Source organism: Pseudomonas sp. FW215-R2 (assembly GCF_058789255.1).
The window spans coordinates 307617-326582 of sequence record NZ_JBYTBO010000001.1 but is presented as its reverse complement, the minus strand read 5'-3'; the positions used below and the strand labels follow the sequence as shown (position 1 = coordinate 326582).

Annotated in this window: 18 protein-coding genes; 5 read left to right on the top strand and 13 right to left on the bottom strand. The window is 61.8% G+C overall.

What is annotated here, in order from left to right; genetic code table 11:
• Window positions 1–27 precede the first annotated feature (27 nt).
• The 3 genes from ubiB to ubiE are packed head-to-tail and all read right to left on the bottom strand — an operon-like array spanning window position 28 to window position 3022.
• Window positions 28–1632 (bottom strand): ubiquinone biosynthesis regulatory protein kinase UbiB, encoded by a 1605-nt coding sequence (gene ubiB / locus AC3WRD_RS01385; protein WP_096819933.1) that lies wholly within the window; start codon window positions 1630–1632, stop codon window positions 28–30.
• Complete coding sequence (locus AC3WRD_RS01380) at window positions 1629–2252, bottom strand: ubiquinone biosynthesis accessory factor UbiJ (RefSeq protein WP_007952419.1); 624 nt, start codon at window positions 2250–2252, stop codon at window positions 1629–1631. Before AC3WRD_RS01380 ends, ubiB begins: the two co-directional genes overlap by 4 nt.
• Window positions 2252–3022, bottom strand: coding sequence for a bifunctional demethylmenaquinone methyltransferase/2-methoxy-6-polyprenyl-1,4-benzoquinol methylase UbiE (gene ubiE / locus AC3WRD_RS01375; RefSeq protein WP_007952418.1), 771 nt, complete (start codon window positions 3020–3022; stop codon window positions 2252–2254). Before ubiE ends, AC3WRD_RS01380 begins: the two co-directional genes overlap by 1 nt.
• 165 nt (window positions 3023–3187) lie before the next feature.
• Here ubiE and AC3WRD_RS01370 point away from each other — a divergent pair, with 165 nt between their 5' ends.
• The 3 genes from AC3WRD_RS01370 (at window position 3188) to AC3WRD_RS01360 (ending at window position 4894) form a co-directional block, all read left to right on the top strand.
• Window positions 3188–3463, top strand: coding sequence for a polyhydroxyalkanoic acid system family protein (locus tag AC3WRD_RS01370; protein WP_085711042.1), 276 nt, complete (start codon window positions 3188–3190; stop codon window positions 3461–3463).
• A 161-nt stretch (window positions 3464–3624) separates the two neighbouring features.
• Window positions 3625–4047, top strand: a complete 423-nt coding sequence (locus tag AC3WRD_RS01365) for a phasin family protein (protein WP_096819932.1) — start codon at window positions 3625–3627, stop codon at window positions 4045–4047.
• A 10-nt stretch (window positions 4048–4057) separates the two neighbouring features.
• Complete coding sequence (locus tag AC3WRD_RS01360) at window positions 4058–4894, top strand: phasin family protein (RefSeq protein WP_102620213.1); 837 nt, start codon at window positions 4058–4060, stop codon at window positions 4892–4894.
• Between the two features lie 58 nt (window positions 4895–4952).
• Here the strand turns inward: AC3WRD_RS01360 and AC3WRD_RS01355 are convergent, their stop codons facing one another.
• From AC3WRD_RS01355 to AC3WRD_RS01310, 10 genes are all read right to left on the bottom strand, one after another.
• Window positions 4953–5573 (bottom strand): TetR/AcrR family transcriptional regulator, encoded by a 621-nt coding sequence (locus AC3WRD_RS01355; protein WP_096819930.1) that lies wholly within the window; start codon window positions 5571–5573, stop codon window positions 4953–4955.
• Window positions 5574–5603: 30 nt separating this feature from the next.
• On the bottom strand, window positions 5604–7286 hold the full coding sequence (phaC, locus tag AC3WRD_RS01350) for a class II poly(R)-hydroxyalkanoic acid synthase (protein WP_102620212.1): 1683 nt from the start codon (window positions 7284–7286) through the stop codon (window positions 5604–5606).
• A 150-nt stretch (window positions 7287–7436) separates the two neighbouring features.
• Entirely contained in the window at window positions 7437–8291 is an 855-nt protein-coding gene (gene phaZ / locus AC3WRD_RS01345) for a poly(3-hydroxyalkanoate) depolymerase (RefSeq protein WP_085732561.1), read from the bottom strand.
• A gap of 68 nt (window positions 8292–8359) precedes the next feature.
• Window positions 8360–10039: a class II poly(R)-hydroxyalkanoic acid synthase gene (phaC, locus tag AC3WRD_RS01340; protein ID WP_102620211.1), complete on the bottom strand. Its 1680-nt coding sequence runs from the start codon at window positions 10037–10039 to the stop codon at window positions 8360–8362.
• A 258-nt stretch (window positions 10040–10297) separates the two neighbouring features.
• Complete coding sequence (locus tag AC3WRD_RS01335) at window positions 10298–10675, bottom strand: gamma-butyrobetaine hydroxylase family protein (RefSeq protein WP_102620210.1); 378 nt, start codon at window positions 10673–10675, stop codon at window positions 10298–10300.
• A gap of 76 nt (window positions 10676–10751) precedes the next feature.
• Window positions 10752–12089: an ATP-dependent protease ATPase subunit HslU gene (gene hslU, locus AC3WRD_RS01330; protein ID WP_096819927.1), complete on the bottom strand. Its 1338-nt coding sequence runs from the start codon at window positions 12087–12089 to the stop codon at window positions 10752–10754.
• Window positions 12090–12137: 48 nt separating this feature from the next.
• Window positions 12138–12674, bottom strand: a complete 537-nt coding sequence (hslV, locus tag AC3WRD_RS01325; RefSeq protein WP_003220875.1) for an ATP-dependent protease subunit HslV — start codon at window positions 12672–12674, stop codon at window positions 12138–12140.
• A 234-nt stretch (window positions 12675–12908) separates the two neighbouring features.
• On the bottom strand, window positions 12909–13625 hold the full coding sequence (locus AC3WRD_RS01320) for an SPOR domain-containing protein (protein WP_096819926.1): 717 nt from the start codon (window positions 13623–13625) through the stop codon (window positions 12909–12911).
• Window position 13626: 1 nt separating this feature from the next.
• Complete coding sequence (gene argS / locus AC3WRD_RS01315; RefSeq protein WP_102620208.1) at window positions 13627–15363, bottom strand: arginine--tRNA ligase; 1737 nt, start codon at window positions 15361–15363, stop codon at window positions 13627–13629.
• Between the two features lie 142 nt (window positions 15364–15505).
• Window positions 15506–17725, bottom strand: coding sequence for a primosomal protein N' (locus AC3WRD_RS01310; protein WP_096819924.1), 2220 nt, complete (start codon window positions 17723–17725; stop codon window positions 15506–15508).
• 169 nt (window positions 17726–17894) lie between these two features.
• Here AC3WRD_RS01310 and rpmE point away from each other — a divergent pair, with 169 nt between their 5' ends.
• Together rpmE and AC3WRD_RS01300 are read left to right on the top strand one after the other, a co-directional pair.
• Window positions 17895–18113 carry a 50S ribosomal protein L31 gene (rpmE, locus tag AC3WRD_RS01305; protein WP_007975586.1) on the top strand — a complete coding sequence of 73 codons (219 nt, stop codon included), beginning with the start codon at window positions 17895–17897 and terminating at the stop codon, window positions 18111–18113.
• A 41-nt stretch (window positions 18114–18154) separates the two neighbouring features.
• A complete protein-coding gene (locus AC3WRD_RS01300; protein WP_102620207.1) occupies window positions 18155–18937 on the top strand; it encodes a thermonuclease family protein in 783 nt (260 codons plus the stop codon).
• Window positions 18938–18966: the final 29 nt, after the last annotated feature.

Here is an 18966-nt window from a genome sequence, read left to right as displayed (position 1 = left end):
CAGTGTGCCAGCCGATCACGGAACTGGCTATCGGCGAACGACCAGATACAAGCCGACTGCCACCATGATTCCGGCGGGCCAATGCCCCAGTTCGTGCAGCGGGCCCCCGGCGGCGAGGATCGTGCCGCCTGCCAGATGAGCACTGCCGAGCAGGCGCAGGAACCAGTCGTCCTTGCGTTTGTGCCACGGTGGCGGCGGGTCGTTGGCGTGGGGCTGGGACATGCGTTCGAGCAGGTCACGGGCCATGTTGGCCAGGTGCGGTAGCTGTTCGAACTGGCTCTGGACGTTGCCGATCAAGGCTTTCGGGCTGACGCGCTCGCGCATCCAGCGTTCGAGGAACGGCTGCGCGGTGTTCCACAGATCCAGGTCCGGGTACAGTTGGCGGCCCAGACCTTCGATGTTCAGCAAGGTCTTTTGCAGCAATACGAGCTGTGGCTGCACTTCCATGTTGAAGCGGCGTGCGGTCTGGAACAGGCGCATCAGCACCTGGCCAAATGAAATATCTTTTAACGGTTTTTCGAAGATTGGCTCGCACACGGTACGGATCGCCGCTTCGAATTCGTTGAGCTTGGTTTCCGCCGGCACCCAGCCCGAATCGATGTGCAATTGCGCCACGCGGCGGTAGTCGCGCTTGAAGAAGGCGAACAGGTTGCGCGCCAGATAATCCTGGTCTTCCGGGGTCAGGCTGCCGACGATGCCGCAGTCGATCGCAATGTACTGCGGGCTCCACGGGTTGACGGTGCTGACGAAGATGTTGCCCGGGTGCATGTCAGCGTGGAAGAAACTGTCGCGGAACACCTGGGTGAAGAAGATCTCCACGCCGCGCTCGGCAAGCATTTTCATGTCGGTGCGCTGGTCGGCGAGGGTCGCCAGGTCCGTCACCTGAATCCCGTAGATACGCTCCATCACCAGCACTTTCGGCCGGCACCAGTCCCAATAGACTTGTGGCACATACAGCAGCGGCGAGCCTTCGAAGTTGCGCTTCAACTGGCTGGCGTTGGCCGCCTCGCGCAACAGGTCGAGTTCGTCGTAGATGGTTTTTTCGTAGTCGCTGACCACTTCCACCGGGTGCAGCAGACGGGCGTCGGCGGAGACCTTTTCGGCCGCGCGGGCGAGGATGAACAGCCACGCCAGATCCTGCGCGATGATCGGCTTCAGGCCCGGGCGGATCACCTTGACCACCACCTCTTCGCCGGTCTTCAACTGCGCGGCATGCACCTGCGCGACCGAGGCCGAGGCCAGCGGCTCGACGTCGAAACGGCTGAACACTTCGCTGATCTTCTTGCCCAGCTGTTCTTCGATGAGCTTGACCGACAGCTGCGAATCGAACGGCGGCACGCGGTCCTGCAACAGCATCAGCTCATCGGCGATGTCTTCCGGCAGCAGGTCGCGGCGGGTCGAGAGGATCTGCCCGAACTTGATGAAGATCGGCCCCAGGTCCTGCAAGGCCAGGCGCAGGCGTGCGCCACGGCTCAGGTCCAGCGGCTTGCGCGGGAACCAGCGCCACGGCAAGGCGTAGCGCAGCGCCAACAGGAACCACGGCAATGGCAGATCGAACAGCAGGTCATCGAGGCGGTAGCGGATCACGACGCGCTGGATGCGCAACAGACGGCGGACGGCGAGCAGCTTCATGCGTTATCGCTTGGGTCGAGGGATCGGGAAAGGCGCTCGAAGCGCGCCTCGAGACGTTCCAGATCGAGTTTGATCCGGTCCAGTTCGCTGAAACGGGCTTCGGCTTCGCGTTGCCCGACGAGGGTGCGCGATTCTTCGGCCAGGTATTCGGCGAGGTTCTGGTTGAGGCTGGCAAATCCTTGTTGATACCAGCGGGCGCGGCTGCGCAGATGACCGCCGACCAGTTGCGTGGCGACCGGTCCCAGCCAGCGCGAGAGTTCGTACTCCCAGTCCAGCTCAAGGTCCTGCAGCACGCCCGCCAGTTCCAGCAGCACGCCGCTGTCGCCGTCGAGTTCGACTTCCGGTGCGTGCAGCACCGCCGTCTTGTCCTTGCTCAGGGCCAGTTTCACCAGGCTCGAGGCCGGGGCGCGCAAAGTGCAGTCGACGCCGGTTTCCCAGTGGGACGCCAGCATCAGGCCTTCGTCGCTCGGCAGGATGAACAGTTGCAGCGCCGGGCTGCGGCAATCCACGGCAATCACCTTGCCGGTCAGATGCGCCAGTCGCGGCAGCGCCGTGCTGTCGAGACGCAGCACGCGGTTCAGGCCGAGTTCGACGCTGGCCAGCAGCCCGGTCAGCAGCATCAGGGTTTGATGCCGCGGTGCAGGGCAACGATGCCTGCGGTCATGTTGTGATAGGTCACACGGTCGAAACCGGCGTCGACCATCATCGACTTCAGGGTTTCCTGATTCGGGTGCATGCGGATCGATTCGGCCAGGTAGCGATAGCTTTCCGAGTCGTTGGTGATCAGCTTGCCCATCAGCGGCATGAAGGCGAACGAGTAGGCGTCGTAGGCCTTGGACATCAGCGCGTTGGTCGGCTTGGAGAACTCCAGCACCAGCAGGCGGCCGCCAGGCTTGAGTACGCGCAGCATGGAGCGCAGGGCGTCTTCCTTGTGCGTCACGTTGCGCAGGCCGAAGGCGATGGTCACGCAGTCGAAATGGTTGTCCGGGAACGGCAGTTTTTCAGCGTCCGCCTGGACGAATTCGACGTTGCCCGACACGCCGACATCCAGCAGGCGGTCACGACCGACCTTGAGCATGGATTCGTTGATGTCTGCGAGAACCACTTGACCGGTCGGGCCGACCAGGTGCGAGAATTTCTTGGTCAGGTCGCCCGTGCCGCCGGCGATGTCCAGCACGCGGTTGCCGGCGCGCACGCCCGACAATTCGATTGCGAAGCGCTTCCACAGACGGTGCATGCCGCCCGACAGAAGGTCGTTCATCAGGTCGTACTTGGCGGCTACGGAGTGGAACACCTCAGCGACTTTTTCCGCTTTCTGGCTTTCCGGAACGTTTTTGAAGCCGAAGTGAGTGGTGGGTTCGGCATCGCTGCCTTTGCGCTGATCAGTCATATCGCTGTCACCAAAAGAGAATGCGCGACATTCTAATCCCCAAGCCATGCTTTGTCTTGGAATGGCTAAAGGTAAGATGGGCAACCTTCGGGACGATTTGCCGCAGTGGCGGTCAAGATTCGTTGCAGGCATTCATAGCCCCATTCAAAAAGCAGGAGTCATTCAATGGCCCATATCAGTGTTGAGCGTGCCCACAGCCTGGGCAAGGAAGTTGCCCGCGAGAAAGCCGACAAGCTGGCGCAGAAACTGTCCGATCAGTATGGCCTCGAGCCGCAGTGGGCGGGTGACACCCTGAACCTCAAGCGTTCGGGCGTGAAAGGCGCGGTGCATGTGGCCGAGGATTCGATCCGGGTCGACGTGGAACTGGGCCTGATGATGTCGGCCATGAGCGGCATGATCAAAGCCGAGATCGAGAAGGCGCTGGACAAGGCGCTGGTCTGAACAGAACAGAGGGGGAGCTTCGGGCTCCTCTTTTTCTTTGTGGTGCACCTGCCTTTTATGTCAGTTGTTAGGGTGCCGTTTCTAATTTTTCTCCCTACTTTGTGCCTGAGCCCGACACACGTCCGGGCAGTTCCTCAAACCTTCTGCGCGTGAGGTGCACCATGGCCAAAGTTATTTTGAAGAAAAAAATCGACGCCTCGACTTCTGCTCTGAGCGACGTCAAATCCTATGCCCGCAAGATCTGGCTGGCAGGCCTGGGTGCCTACACCAAGGTCGGTCAGGAGGGCAGCGAGTACTTTCAGGAGTTGATCAAGGCTGGTCAAACTGTTGAAAAGAAAGGCAAAAAAGTCGTCACCGAAAAACTCGAAGCGGCCAATGCCGAGATCGACGAAGCCAAGAGCGAAGTCAGCTCTTTCAAAGGCCGCGTCGAAGTTCAGCTCGACAAGGTCGAGAAGGCGTTCGACACGCGTGTCGCCAGTGCCTTGAATCGTATCGGCATTCCGTCTAAACATGACGTTGAGGCACTCTCTGCTAAGCTCGATGAGCTGACGGCATTGCTCGAACGCGTCGCGCGTAAATCTTAAGGAGAACGGGATGGCTGGTAAAAAGAACACCGATAAAGAAGGCAGCTCGTGGATCGGGAAAGTCGAAGACTACTCCCGCAAGATCTGGCTGGCTGGTTTAGGCGTGTACTCGAAGATCGACACTGACGGCAGCAAGCTCTTCGATACATTGGTCAAAGACGGCGAGAAAGCCGAGAAGCTCACCAAGGCTGCAGTCGGCAAGACAGTCGATGCTGCCAAGGACTCTGCAAACTCGGCCAAATCGCGTATCAGCGGCGTGAAAGATCGAGCGCTGGGCACGTGGGATCAACTGGAAGGGGCTTTCGACAAGCGCCTGAACAGTGCGATTTCGCGCCTGGGTGTACCGAGCCGCAACGAGGTGAAGGATCTGCACAAGAAGGTCGATACCCTGACCAAGCAGATCGAAAAACTCACCGGTCTGAAAACTCAGCCTGTGGCGGCCAAAACCGCTGCAGCCAAACCGGCGGCAAAACCTGCTGCCAAACCATTGGCCAAGGCTGCTAAACCTGCAGCAAAACCTGCGGCCAAAACCGCAGCCGCCAAGCCCGCAGCGAAAGCCGCGGCCAAACCGGTTGCCGCCAAGGCCGCCGCGAAACCTGCTGCAAAACCAGCGGCCAAGCCAGCAGCGAAAACCGCTGCCGCCAAACCCGCTGCCAAGCCTGCCGCCAAACCGGCGGCGGCGAAAAAACCAGCAGTGAAAAAACCGGCCGCGCCGAAAGCCGCTGCGCCGAAACCGGTGACCACACCGGCAGCACTGGCAAGCACGTCGAACTCCGCCTCGGCTCCAACCCCGGCGCCTGCTCCGACTGTTGCATCGACCCCGTCGACGCCGACCAGTCAGTCCTGATTTTCAGGGCTCAAGAAAACGCCCGGCCTGTGAAGGTCGGGCGTTTTTGTTTGGGCGGTCACTCGTGATCTTCGAGGTACTGCAGCGCCATCCGCTCCGTCGCCACCTTCACCGGCGGCAACAGGTGCGGTGCCACCAGCATCATGATCTGGTACACCACCAGCCTCACTTCCCCCTCGCGATCGAGAATCCGCTGATAGTCCAGCGAGAACAGCAAGGTCATGGTGATCTGCTCCACCAGTTGCCCCAGCGCCTGGGTATCACTGACCAACTGCCCGGACGCCTTCAATCGCGCCAGCAATGACGCCAGCGTGCGCTTCAGGACGTTGAGAAAGTTGCGAATGCCCTTGGCCAGTTTCGGCAGCCGTCCGGCCAGGTTCGACAGGTCCTGGAACAGGAACCGGTACTGCGCCAGCCGCTCGACGATCAAGTGCAGGAACAACCAGTAATCCCCCGGCGCCAGTTCTACATCCGCGGGCGGGTCGAGCAGCGGCGCCAGTTCGTTCTGGAAGCGCTCGAACAACCCGAGAATCAGCGGCTCCTTGCCGTGAAAGTGGTAGTAGAGGTTGCCGGGGCTGATCCCCATTTCATTGGCAACCTCCATGGTGGAGACGTTCGGCTCGCCCTTTTCGTTGAACAACTGCAGGGCACATTCGAGGATCCGTTCGCTTGTTTTCATCCAGTCTTCTTAAAGGGCGGTTGGGGCCGGTCAGCGCACACGCACGTAAGTGCCGGGCGCCGCCTCCATCGGTGGATAGTTCGCGTTGCCAAGGGCCATCTGGGTTTCGCGCAGGGTGCCGGAGCGCTGCTGAACCCATTCCAGCCACTGCGGCCACCAGCTGCCGTCGACTTTTTTCGCGTCGTAGTACCAGGCACGCGGGTCGCTGCTCATCTTGCCGTTTTCGACGAAGTTGGCCTTGGGGTTGCTCGGCGGGTTGAGAATGCTCTGCACATGGCCGCTGTTGGACAGCACGAAGCGCCGCTCGCCACCGAGCAGCAAGGTCGAGCGATACACCGCGTCCCATGGCGTGATGTGGTCGTTCATGCCGGCCACGCTGAAACTGTCGACCGTGACTTTCTGCAGGTCGATCGGCGTGCCGCAGACTTCCAGGCCGCCCGAATGAATCAGCGGGTTGTGCTTGAAGAAATCCAGCAGATCGCCATGAAACGCGGCGGGCAGACGGGTGCTGTCGTTGTTCCAGTAGAGGATGTCGAACGCCGGCGGCTCCTTGCCCAGCAGGTAGTTGTTGACGAAGTAGCTCCAGATCAGATCGTTGGGGCGCATCCAGGCGAACACCTTGGCCATGTCGCGACCGTCCAGCACGCCTTTCTGGTAGGAGCGGCGTTTGGCCGCTTCGAGGGTCTGTTCATCGGCGAACAGTGTGGCCGGAGAGTCGATCTGGCTGTCGAGCAGGCTCACCAGATAGGTTGCGCTGGAGACTCGCCGCAGTTGCCGCTTGGCCTGCAAGTGCCCTTGCAGTGCGGCGATGGTCAGCCCGCCGGCGCAGGCGCCCATCAGGTTGACCTCGCGGGCGCCGGTGATCGCCCGGCAGATGTTCATCGCTTCTTCCACGGCTTCGACGTAGGTCGACAGGCCCCATTCGCGATGGCGCACGTCCGGGTTGCGCCAACTGATCATGAAGGTCTGCAAGCCGTTCTTCAGGGCGTACTGGACGAAGCTGTTGTTCGGGCTCAGGTCGAAAATGTAGTACTTGTTGATTTGTGGCGGCACCACCAGCAGCGGTTTTGAATACTGCTTTTCGCTCATCGGCTTGTACTGGATCAGCTCGAGCATTTCGTTGCGAAACACCACTGAGCCGGTGGTGGTGGCGACGGTCTTGCCGACTTCGAAAGCCTGCTTGGTCACCTGACGCGGCAGGCCGTCGTTGTGCAGCAGGTCATCGAACAGATGGCTCAGCCCACGCACCAGGCTGTGGCCGCCGGAGTTGAACAGCTCCTTGACCGCCAGCGGATTGAGCAGCGTGTTGGAGGGCGCGACGGCGTCGTTAATCAGGGAAAAAGCGAAGTGCGCACGGGCGCGATCGTCATCGCTCATGCTGCTGTCGTCGATCCAGCTCTTGACCTGCTTCTGCCAGCTCAAATAAGCCTGCAGGCTCCGGCGGTAGAACGGGTTGAGGCTCCAGGCCGGGTCGGCGAAGCGGCTGTCATTGGGGTTGGTCGGGTGCAGGGTTTCGCCGAGCAGCACGCGTCCGAGTGCGCCACCGAGTTTCAACGCGTGCCTCGCGCTGTGAATCGGGTTGCGCAGGCCGTGGGCGGCTACGCTGCGCAACGTCGAAATCAGGTCGCGGCCACGCAGGCCGGTCATTGCACTTTGTGCATTGATGAAAACGGCAGGACTGGGCACTACGCCCGTCGCTGGTTTGTCGCGCATGACTCAACACTCCTTCGTCTTCAGGTCAAAAACAAACACACCGAACCAGAACACCATAGACGCTGTTGCGGGTTGTTGCCTGCGCGGCGTCCTGCCACGCACTTTGAAAAGGCTCTGCAAGGAGCTGTCCAGAAAGCCGGACCGGGCCGGTTATCCGCCCAGCGGTGTCGGGTGGGGGTGCATCACTGCACGAAGACGTTCCTCCTGGAGGAACTTCATGATGATCGGCGCCACGGCTTCGGCCCGGGTGATCAGGAACAGATGACCGTCATCGATGATGTGCAACTGGGCGTTGGGAATCCGCCAGGCCAGCATGCGCATGTTGATCAGCGGGATCAGCGGATCGTCGTCACCGGCCAGCACCAGGGTCGGCTGATGGATCTTGTGCAGCCAGTGAATGCTGGTCCAGCCAAGGCCCGCGAACAGTTGCCAGTAGTAGCCGAGCTTGCCCGCCGAACGCACCTTGGCCGCATGGCTGGCGGCGAGTGTCGGGTCGCGGCGGAACGAGCCGCCGTAGATCATCGGGGCGATGCGGATCACATGGGACGGCTGGATGTAGCGCCGTGGACTGGCCATCATCCACAGCACCTTCGGCTTGCCCGGCACCATCACCGCGCCCGCTGCTGTCGCTGCCAGTACCAGCTTCTTGCAGCGCTCGGGATAGTCATAGGCGAACTGCTGCGCCAGCGCGCCACCCCAGGACACGCCGATCACGTTGACCTGTCCGTAGTCGAGGTAGTCGAGCATCCGTGCAGTGAGCTTCGCCAGTCCCGGAAAGCGATACGGCCGTCTCGGCGTCGAAGAACCCCCGACACCGGGCACGTCGAAGGCGATCACTTCCAGGTCCGGATCCAGCGCCGCGACAAAAGGAAACACCAGCTCCAGGTTGGCGCCGATGCCGTTGAAAATCAGCAAGGGCGTCAAGTGAGGCTTGCCGGGGCGAACCGCCGTGCGGATGGTCTGGCCATCCAGCTCGACAGTACGAAAGATGAACGGTTGCGGCATGCTTCAAGGCCCTGTGGGTCGCAATCTCAGTGTTCACCTCACTCCCCGGGGGGAGTGAGGTGTATCGGTTACCGCTCGTGTACGTAAGTGCCCGGTGAGGCCTCGCCTGCCGGGAATGCTTTGTTGCCCAGTTTCGTCGGTGCCTTTTTCAGCTCGCCCGAACGCGCCGCTTGCCACGCCTGCCAGTGCAGCCACCAGGAGTCGGCATGCTTGGTCGAGTTTTCCTGCCAGTCATCGGCATTGGCGGTCATTTCGTCGCTGGTCATGTAGCGCGATTTCGGGTTGCCCGGCGGGTTCAGAATGCTCTGGATATGCCCGCTGCTCGACAGCACGAATTCCACCTTGCCGCCAAACAGCTGCGCCGACTTGTAGCAGGACTTCCACGGGGTGATGTGGTCGTTGGTGCCGGCCAGCGAGAAGATGTCGGCGGTCACCTGCTTGAGGTCGATCGGCGTGCCGCACACTTCCAGTGCATCGGGGCGGATCAGTGGGTTGTTTTTGAACATCTCGATCAGGTCGCCGTGGAACGCCGCCGGCAACCGGGTGGTGTCGTTGTTCCAGAACAGAATGTCGAACACCGGCGGCTCGTTGCCGAGCAGGTAGTTGTTGACCCAGTAATTCCAGATCAGGTCATTCGGGCGCATCCAGGCGAAGACCTTGGCCATGTCTTTGCCTTCGAGCACGCCGGCCTGATACGAATGACGCTTGGCCATTTCCAGGGTCTGCTCGTCGACAAACAGCGCGACGTCGCTGTCCAGGGTGGTGTCGAGCACGCTGACCAGCAGGGTCAGGGCATTGACCTTGTTTTCGCCAGTGGCGGCATAGTGGCCGAGCAGGGCGGTGCACGTGATGCCGCCAGAGCAGGCGCCGAGCATGTTGACGTCCTTGCTGCCGGTGATCGCGGTGACCACGTCGACCGCTTCCTTCAGGGCTTCGATGTAGGTCGAAAGGCCCCACTCGCGCTGTTCCTTGGTCGGGTTGCGCCAGCTGACGATGAAGGTCTGCACATTGTTGCGCAGGCAGAAGCGCGCCAGGCTCTTGTCCGGGCTCAGGTCGAATACATAGAACTTGTTGATCTGCGGCGGTACGACCAGCAGCGGGCGCTCGTGCACCTGCTCGGTGATCGGCTTGTACTGGATCAGCTCCAGCACGTCGTTGCGAAACACTACCGCGCCTTCGGTCACGCCCAGGGTCTTGCCGACCTCGAACGCGCCCATGTTGACCTGGCTCGGCATGCCGCCGTTGTGTACCAGATCCTTGGCCAGATGCGAGAGGCCGTCGAGCAGGCTCTTGCCGCCGGTCTCGAAGAAACGTTTGACCGCCGCCGGGTTGGCCGCCGTGTTGGTCGGCGCCATGGCTTCGGTCATCAGGTTGATCACGAAGTGCCCGCGCGCAATGTCCTTGGGCGAGAGGCTGCTGTCGTCGATCCAGGCATGGAGTTCCTTGCGCCACGCCAGATAGGTTTGCAGGTAACGCTTGTACAGCGGGTTCTGACTCCACGCCGGATCGGCAAAGCGACGGTCATCGCCAGCCGGTTGCAGTTCTGATTTGCCGAACAGCACGTTCTTCAATTCGAGGCCGAAATGAGTGACGTGTTTGACACTATGGATCGGTTGTTTGATGGCCTGGGTCAGCACCATTCGAGCAGAGGCCAGCAGATCCTTTCCGCGAAGCCCAACGACAGGATTCAGCCCCAGGGTGTTTTCCGAGGCTTGGTACTTCAAATCATCGTTATTCTTGTTACTCATCTACGACGCTCCATTGTCCTGAGACGAGTACCCGGTTTTCTGCTGTGCAGTTCCACAGCCAATGCCAGGTACTACTGCTCGGGTGACCGTTGATTCTGCATAGCTGCTTTACAGTCGTAGAGCACTGCAGGGAACTTGCCAGCTCCATTGGTTACCCGAGTTTAATTTTTTTCGCAAGCAGCCGATCCCGGGCCGCTTTAGCGGAGCATTCAAACAGATGAATTTAGAAAATGCCCTCTAAACAGTCCGAGGCGCGGACTAGAGCATCAGCTTGACGACGGACTCGTCCGGGTCGCGGGTTTTGCCGGCGGCTTTGAGCTCGGCCAGATAATCCGCCCAGAGTGCGTCATAACGTCGCCCCAGTTCGTAGAGGTAATCCCAGGTGAACAGGCCGCTGTCGTGACCGTCGTCGAAGGTCAGTTTCAGTGCGTACTGACCGGCCGGTTCTACCTTGGACAGGCCGACGTGCAGCTTGCCGAATTGCAGGATCGGTTTGCCGTGGCCCTGGACCTCGGCGGAGGGCGAATGCACGCGCAGGAATTCGGCGGGCAGGGTGTACTCCTCGCCGGACGCGTATTTGAGCGACAGGGTTTTCGAGGCTTTGTGCAGTTTGATGTCGGTGGGGAGTTGGGTCATTGCCGGCGTTCCGTCAGGTGAAAAAAATTGTGGGAGCCGATGGCTCCCACAGTTTCACGACCACTGTCAGTATGGCTTACAGGATATAACGGGACAGATCTTCGTTCTGCGCCAATTCACCCAGGTGGCTGTTGACGTACTCGGCGTCGATCAGGATCGCCTTGTCGTCGTGGGCGCTGGCCAGGTCACCGGCACTGAACGACACCTCTTCCAGCAGGCGCTCGAGCAGCGTGTGCAGGCGACGGGCACCGATGTTCTCGGTCTTCTCGTTGACCTGCCAGGCGATCTCCGCCAGACGCTTGATGCCGTCAGGCTGGAACTGAATGTTCAGGCCTTCGGTCTTCAGCAGCGCGCAGTATTGCTCGGTGAGCGAGGCGTGCGGTTCGCTGAGGATGCGCTCGAAGTCTTCCGGGCTCAGGGCCTTGAGTTCGACGCGGATCGGCAGACGGCCTTGCAGCTCCGGCACCAGGTCGCTCGGCTTGCTCAGGTGGAACGCACCTGAGGCGATGAACAGGATGTGGTCGGTCTTGACCATGCCCAGCTTGGTGTTGACGGTGCAGCCTTCGATCAGCGGCAACAGGTCGCGTTGTACGCCTTCACGGGACACATCGGCGCCGCCGACATTGCCGCGCTTGGCGACCTTGTCGATTTCGTCGATGAACACGATACCGTGCTGCTCGACCGCTTCCAGGGCCTTGGCCTTCAACTCTTCTTCGTTGACCAGGCGACCGGCTTCTTCATCGCGCACCAGCTTCAGCGCTTCCTTGACCTTGAGCTTGCGAGACTTCTTCTTGCCCTTGCCCATGTTGGCGAACAGGGACTGAAGCTGGTTGGTCATCTCTTCCATGCCCGGCGGCGTGGCGATCTCGATGCCGGCCATTTCGGCGACTTCGATCTCGATTTCCTTGTCGTCCAGCTGACCTTCGCGCAGGCGCTTGCGGAACAGCTGGCGGGTGTTGGAATCCGGGCTCGGCGCTTCTTCGTTGCTGAAGCCCATGCGTGCCGGCGGCAGCAGGGCGTCGAGGATGCGGTCCTCGGCAGCGTCTTCGGCGCGGTGGCGAACGCGGGTCATTTCCTGCTCGCGCAGCATCTTGATCGCGGCATCGGCCAGATCACGGATGATCGATTCGACGTCGCGGCCGACGTAGCCGACTTCGGTGAACTTGGTCGCTTCGACCTTGATGAACGGCGCGTTGGCCAGCTTGGCCAGGCGACGGGCGATCTCGGTTTTACCGACACCGGTCGGGCCAATCATCAGGATGTTCTTCGGGGTCACTTCAACACGCAGCTCTTCAGGTAGCTGCATGCGGCGCCAGCGGTTGCGCAGGGCAATCGCGACGGCGCGCTTGGCATCGTCCTGGCCGATGATATGGCGATTGAGTTCGTGGACGATTTCGCGGGGAGTCATGGACATAATAATTGACGGTCCTCAAGCAGAAACAAGCCGTGGCACAGGGCCGACTCAGGCTTCTTCAGCGAGATCCTGCTCCTCAATGGTCTGAGTGTGGTTGGTGAATACACAGATGTCGGCGGCGATCCCGAGAGCGGTCTCGACGATTTCGCGGGCCGACAGATCGGTCTTTTTCAGCAGTGCGCTGGCAGCAGCCTGGGCGTAACCGCCACCGGAACCCATGGCGATCAGGCCGTTTTCCGGTTCGACCACGTCACCGTTGCCGGTAATGATCAGGGAGGCGTCCTTGTTGGCGACCGCGAGCATGGCTTCGAGGCGGCTCAGGGAACGGTCGGTGCGCCATTCTTTTGCGAGTTCGACGGCGGCGCGGATCAGGTGGCCCTGATGTTTCTCGAGCTGGCCTTCGAAACGTTCGAACAGGGTAAAGGCGTCGGCGGTGGCACCGGCGAAACCGGCGATGACCTGGCCGTGGTACAGGCGACGAACTTTCTTCGCGTTGCCTTTCATCACGGTGTTGCCGAGAGAAACCTGGCCGTCGCCGCCCATGACGACTTTGCCGTGGCGGCGGACTGAAACGATGGTGGTCAAGGGAAGAGTCTCCACACTGCGGGGCGAAAATGCCTTATGCCCATTCATATGGGGGTGGTGGAGAGGATTTCAACTGCGGGAAGGGAGAGGGGACGAGCGGTGCTTTGTACATGATCGTTCCCACGCTCCGCGTGGGAATGCCTCAATGGACGCTCCGCGTCCCTGCGGCAAGGGACGCGGAGCGTCCCGGGCTGCATTCCCACGCAGAGCGTGGGAACGATCGGTGGGGAGGTATCAGCGGCTCTGGCGTTGTTGTAACAACAGGTTGCTGAAGCCTGCGCCCGCCAGTTGTTTCTGGGCGGTGGTCAGTTGTTCGCGGTTGCTGAACGGGCCGACCAGTACGCGATACCAGGTTTCATCCTTCACCGTCCCGGATTCAACCGCTACCGCCTGGCCGAGCAGAATGATCTGCGCGCGCACCTTGTCGGCGTCGGCCTCTTTGCGGAACGAGCCGGCCTGGAGGAAGAACTTGGTCACCGGCGCAGCCTTGGTCACCGGCGGCGCTGGCGGTGGGGTAATCCCGGCCAGTGCAGCCTGCGCGCGCGCCGTGTCGATCTTCGCCGCTTCGGCCGGGGTCACCGGCGTGGTCGGGATCGCCGGCACCTGTGGCGTCGGCAGGGTTTTCTCCGGCACCGCGTCTGGCGGCACGATCACTTCCGATTCCGGCAGCAGGGTGTAGAAGTCGTACTTCGGCTTCACCGGTTGCGTCGGGCTCGGCGGGGTCTTGTTGGCCTCGGCGATCTTGGTGGCTTTCTGTTGCTGCTGTTGCTCGATCTTCTCGCGCTTGACCGTGTCGCTGCCCTTGCCCGGCTCCAGTTTCATCAGGAACACGATGAACGCGCCGACCGTCAGGCCGATGGCCATCCACAGCCAGCCCGGGATCGGTTGCTTTGCAGGAGCTTGGTAACGGCTGGCGCCACGCTTGGGTGCAGGTTTTTTCTTGGCAGCCAACTTACATACGCTCCAGGGTTTCCAGGCCGAGCAGTTCCAGGCCTTGCTTGAGGGTACGGCCGGTCAGCGCGGCAAGGCGCAGACGGCTTTGCATTTGTGCCGGGGTGTCGGCGGCGAGGATCGGGCAGTTCTCGTAGAAGCTGGAGAACAGGCCGGCGACGTCGTACAGGTAGGTGCACAGGGTGTGTGGCGTGCCCTTTTCCGCGACGTTGTTCAGCACTTCACCGAACTGCGCCAGTTTGGCCGCCAGTTCCTGTTCGTGCGCCGCTTCGAGAACGATCTGGCCGTCGACCTCGCTGAAGTCCTTGCCCAGTTTGCGGAACACGCCAGCCACGCGGGTGTAGGCGTACAGCAGGTACGGCGCGGTGTTGCCTTCGAAGTTGAGCATCAGGTCGAAGTTGAAGCTGTAGTCGCTGGTGCGGTGCTTCGACAGGTCGGCGTACTTCACCGCGCCGATGCCCACGACTTTGGCGATGTTGCGCAGCTCGTCTTCGGCCAGCTCCGGATTCTTGTCCTTCACCAGGGTGTAGGCGCGTTCCTGAGCTTCGGTCAGCAGATCGATCAGCTTCACGGTGCCACCATCACGGGTCTTGAACGGACGGCCATCGGCGCCGTTCATGGTGCCGAAGCCCATGTGTTCCATTTCCATCGGATGGGTCACGAAACCGGCCTTGCGCGCCACGGCGAACACTTGCTGGAAGTGCAGGGCCTGACGCTGGTCGACGAAGTACAGTGCACGGTCGGCCTTCAGCTTGCCGCTGCGGTAGCGCACGGCGGCCAGGTCGGTGGTGGCGTACAGGTAGCCGCCGTCAGCCTTGACGATGATCACCGGCAGCGGCTCGCCTTCGGCGTTCTTGAACTCGTCGAGGAACACGCACTGGGCGCCGTTGCTTTCGACCAGCATGCCGGCGGCCTTCAGATCGTTGACCACGTTGATCAGGTCGTCGTTGTAGGCGCTTTCGCCCATCACGTCGGCCATGGTCAGTTTGACGTTGAGCAGTTCGTAGATCTTCTGGCAGTGCGACAGCGAGATGTCCTTGAACTTGGTCCACAGCGCCAGGCATTCGGCATCGCCGGCCTGCAGCTTGACCACCAGACCACGGGCGCGGTCGGCGAATTCCGGGGACTCGTCGAAACGCTGCTTGGCGGCGCGGTAGAAGTTTTCCAGGTCCGACAGTTCGTCGCTGGTGATCGGGTTTTCCTGCAGGTACGCCATCAGCATGCCGAACTGGGTGCCCCAGTCGCCAACGTGGTTCTGACGGATCACGGTATCGCCGAGGAACTCGAGCACACGGGCCACGCCGTCGCCGATGATGGTCGAGCGCAAGTGGCCGACGTGCATCTCTTTGGCCAGGTTTGGCGCCGACAGGTCGACCACGGTGCGTTGCGCCGGGCCGGCCTTGCGCACGCCAACGTGTTCGTCCGCCAGGGCGGCGTCGAGGCGCGAGGCCAGCGCTTGAGTGTTCTGGAAGAAATTGAGGAAGCCGGGGCCGGCGATTTCGGCCTTGGTGACGTTCTCGTCAGCCGGCAGGGCGGCGATGATTTTCTCTGCCAGGTCGCGCGGCTTCATGCCCGCAGGCTTGGCCAGCATCATCGCGATGTTGCTGGCGAAGTCGCCGTGGGTCTTGTCCCGGGCGTTCTCCACCTGGATCGCCGGCGTCAGGCCTTCAGGCAACACACCTTCGTTGACGAGTTGGGTGAGGGCTTGTTGGATCAGCTGGCGAATGGTGTCTTTCATGGTCTTCTCTTTCGACCGCAAGCGCGGCGGCGCATCGATGCGCGGGTGGAAAAACTGGGCATTATCCGTTGCGAAGACGGGCTTGCCAACCTTAGCAGGCAGGATGTGGATGTGTGGTGACAATTCGAGCGGTTTTGCCCGGTCAGTACAGATCCACCGGATCGACATCCAGTGACCAGCGCACCGCCCGGCCGCTCGGCATCTGCTCCAGCGCCAGCAGCCAGCTCGCCAGCAACCGGTGCAGCGGCGCCCGGGCCGTGGCCTGCAACAGCAGCTGCGCGCGGAAGCGTCCGGCCCGACGTTCCATCGGTGCCGGCACCGGTCCCAGCAGTTCGATGCCACTCAGGTTCTGCTCAGCCAGCAAGCGCTCGGCTTCGCTGCAGGCTTCATCAAGAAAGCCTTCGGCCTGCCCCGGCTTGTGGGCTTCGGCGCGCAACAGCGCCAGATGCGAGAACGGCGGCAGCCCGGCGGCGCGGCGTTCGCTCAGGGCCTGTTCGGCGAAGGCGAAGTAGCCCTGTTCGGTCAGTTGCACCAATAAAGGATGGTCGGCCAGGTGCGTCTGAATGATCACCTTGCCCGGTTCTTCCGCCCGTCCGGCGCGGCCGGCGACCTGCACGATCAACTGCGCCATGCGCTCGCTGGCGCGGAAGTCACCGGAAAACAATCCGCCGTCGGCGTCGAGGATCGACACGAGGGTGACCCGGGGGAAGTGATGACCCTTGGCCAACATTTGAGTGCCGACCAGAATGCACGGCTGACCTTTCTGGATCGTGGCGAACAACTGATTCATGGCGTCCTTGCGCGACGTGCTGTCGCGGTCGACGCGCAGTACCGGATAGTCCGGAAACAGAATCGCCAGCCGTTCCTCGGCCCGCTCGGTGCCGGCGCCCACCGGCCGCAGATCGACCTTGTTGCACTTCGGGCACTGGCGTGGCACGCGCTCGACGTAACCGCAGTGGTGGCAGCGCAGTTCGCCATAGCGCTGGTGCACGGTCATCCGCGCATCGCAGCGCTGGCACTCGGACATCCAGCCGCAATCGTGGCACAGCAGGGTCGGCGCAAAACCCCGGCGGTTGAGGAACACCAGTACTTGTTGGCCGGCGGCGAGGGTCTGGCCGATGGCCTGCTGCATCGGCCCGGAAATGCCGCTGTCCAGCGGACGACTTTTCACATCCAGACGCAGGAACCGTGGCTGCTTGGCGCCGCCGGCCCGCTCGTTCAGGCGCAGGAGCCCGTAGCGACCGGTGTAGGCGTTGTGCAGGCTTTCCAGCGACGGCGTCGCGGAGCCGAGGACGATCGGGATGTTTTCCTGCCGCGCCCGCACCAGCGCCAGATCCCGTGCGTGGTAGCGCAGGCCTTCCTGCTGTTTATAGGAACCGTCGTGTTCTTCGTCGATGATGATCAACCCCGGATTCTTCATCGGGGTGAACAGCGCCGAGCGGGTGCCGATAATAATGTCGGCCTCGCCATCGCGGGCGGCGAGCCAGGCGTCGAGCCGCTCGCGGTCGTTGACCGCCGAGTGCAGCAGGGCGATGCGTGCGTTGAAGCGTTGTTCGAAGCGCGCCAGGGTTTGCGGGCCGAGGTTGATCTCCGGGATCAGCACCAGCGCCTGCTTGCCGGCTTCGAGGGTTTCGCGGATCAGCTGCAAATAGACTTCGGTCTTGCCGCTGCCGGTAACCCCGGCCAGCAGGAACGCGTGATAACTGTCGAAACCGGCGCGAATCGCTTCATACGCGGCGCGCTGTTCGCTGTTGAGCGGCAACTCCGGCTGCGCCAGCCAGTGCTCGTGGCGTGCGCCGGGGGCATGGCGACGCACTTCGACCTGCACCAGATCCTTGGCCAGCAGCAGATCGAGGCTGTCCTTGTTCAGCATCAGTTTGCTCAGCAACTGATGGGCGACGCCGTGAGGATGCTGGGCCAAAGTTGCCAGGGCTTCACGCTGGCGCGGCGCGCGGGCGATGCGCGGGTCATCGAGGCTGGCACCGGGGGCAGCGGACCAGAAACGCTCCTGCCGGGCCTCGGCCAGTTCGCCCTGGCGCAGCAGCACCGGCAGTGCCCAACTCAAGGTGTCGCCGAGGCTGTGCTGATAATACTGAGCCGTCCACAGGCACAGCTTGAACAGTGCCGGCGGCAGCGGTGCCGTGGCATCGAGCAGGGCCAGCGCCGGTTTGAGCTTCTCCACCGGCACTTCACTGGTGTCAGTGACTTCCACCAGAATCCCGATCATTTCCCGCCGACCGAACGGCACTCGCAAGCGCATGCCCGGTTGCAACTGCGAACGCAGCACGCCGGCCGGGGCCCGATAGTCGAACAGGCGGCGCAGGGGCGAAGGCAGGGCGAGGCGCAGAATGGCGTCGGGCACGCGGAGGATTCTCATAGGCGGGGCGGTGAAGAAGGGCGGGAGCCTAGCAGACGGTCGGTCTCAGTGACAGCTTGCGTGATTAGCATTGTCTGGTAGAATCCGCGGCCTAATTACGTGCGGTATTCAACAATAGTGTTGGGTGGCGGCACGCTAGCCTGAGGAAGACACCATGAAAGCTGATATCCATCCAGAATACCCAGCAGTTGCTGTTACCTGCAGCTGCGGCAACAAGTTCGAAACCCGTTCGACCTTCGGCAAAGCCCTGGCGATCGACGTTTGCAACGAGTGCCACCCGTTCTACACCGGTAAGCAGAAGACTCTGGACACCGGTGGTCGCGTTCAGAAGTTCGCCGACCGTTTCGGTGCTTTCGGCGCGAAAAAGGCCTAAGGCCCTTCATTCTGGAAAGCCTCAAAGGTTTTTCCGGTCTGATGAAAAAGGCGTCCCTTGCGGGCGCCTTTTTTGTGTCCGCGATTTGGCTGTCCGGCGCCCAGGCCTTCTGCCCGGCTCCCGCCGGCCTGACCAGCGTCTCCGTGCAGCGCGTGGTCGACGGCGACACCTTGCGCCTGAACGACGGGCGCAGCGTGCGGATGATCGGGCTCAACACCCCTGAGCTCGGCAAGCAGGGTCGCAGCGACGAACCATTCGCGGTAGCGGCGCGCAAGCGTCTCGAAGCATTGGTCGCAGAGAGCGACAGTCGGGTCGGCCTGCTGCTCGGCGCCGAGTCCAAAGATCATTACGGCCGGACCCTGGCCCATGTTTTCAGCGCCAAGGGTGACAATCTCGAAGCGCAAATGCTCGCCGATGGCCTCGGTTTCCAGGTCGCGGTAGCGCCGAATGTCGATCTTGTTGATTGCCAGCAGGCTGCCGAACGACGTGCACGGCAGGCCGGTCTTGGCCTGTGGAAGCGCTCACCTGTACTGAAAGCGGAGCAGATCGAGCGATCGGGTTTCGCGGTGGTCAGCGGTCGTGTGAGCAAGGTTCAGCGCAATCGCGGCGGAATCTGGATCGAATTGCAGGACAAGCTTGTACTGCGCGTTGCACCCAATCTGCTGGATCGTTTCGATGACGCTTCGTTGCTAGCGCTGAAGGGCAGGCAGATCGAGGCCCGGGGCTGGGTGGTCGACCGTTCGCGAAGGGGTGGATTGAAACCGGGTCAGGCTCGCTGGTTGTTGCCGCTGACCGATCCTTCGATGTTGCAATCGTCTCGCTGAAGAAAAATTGTAGACATTTTTTCTATCGA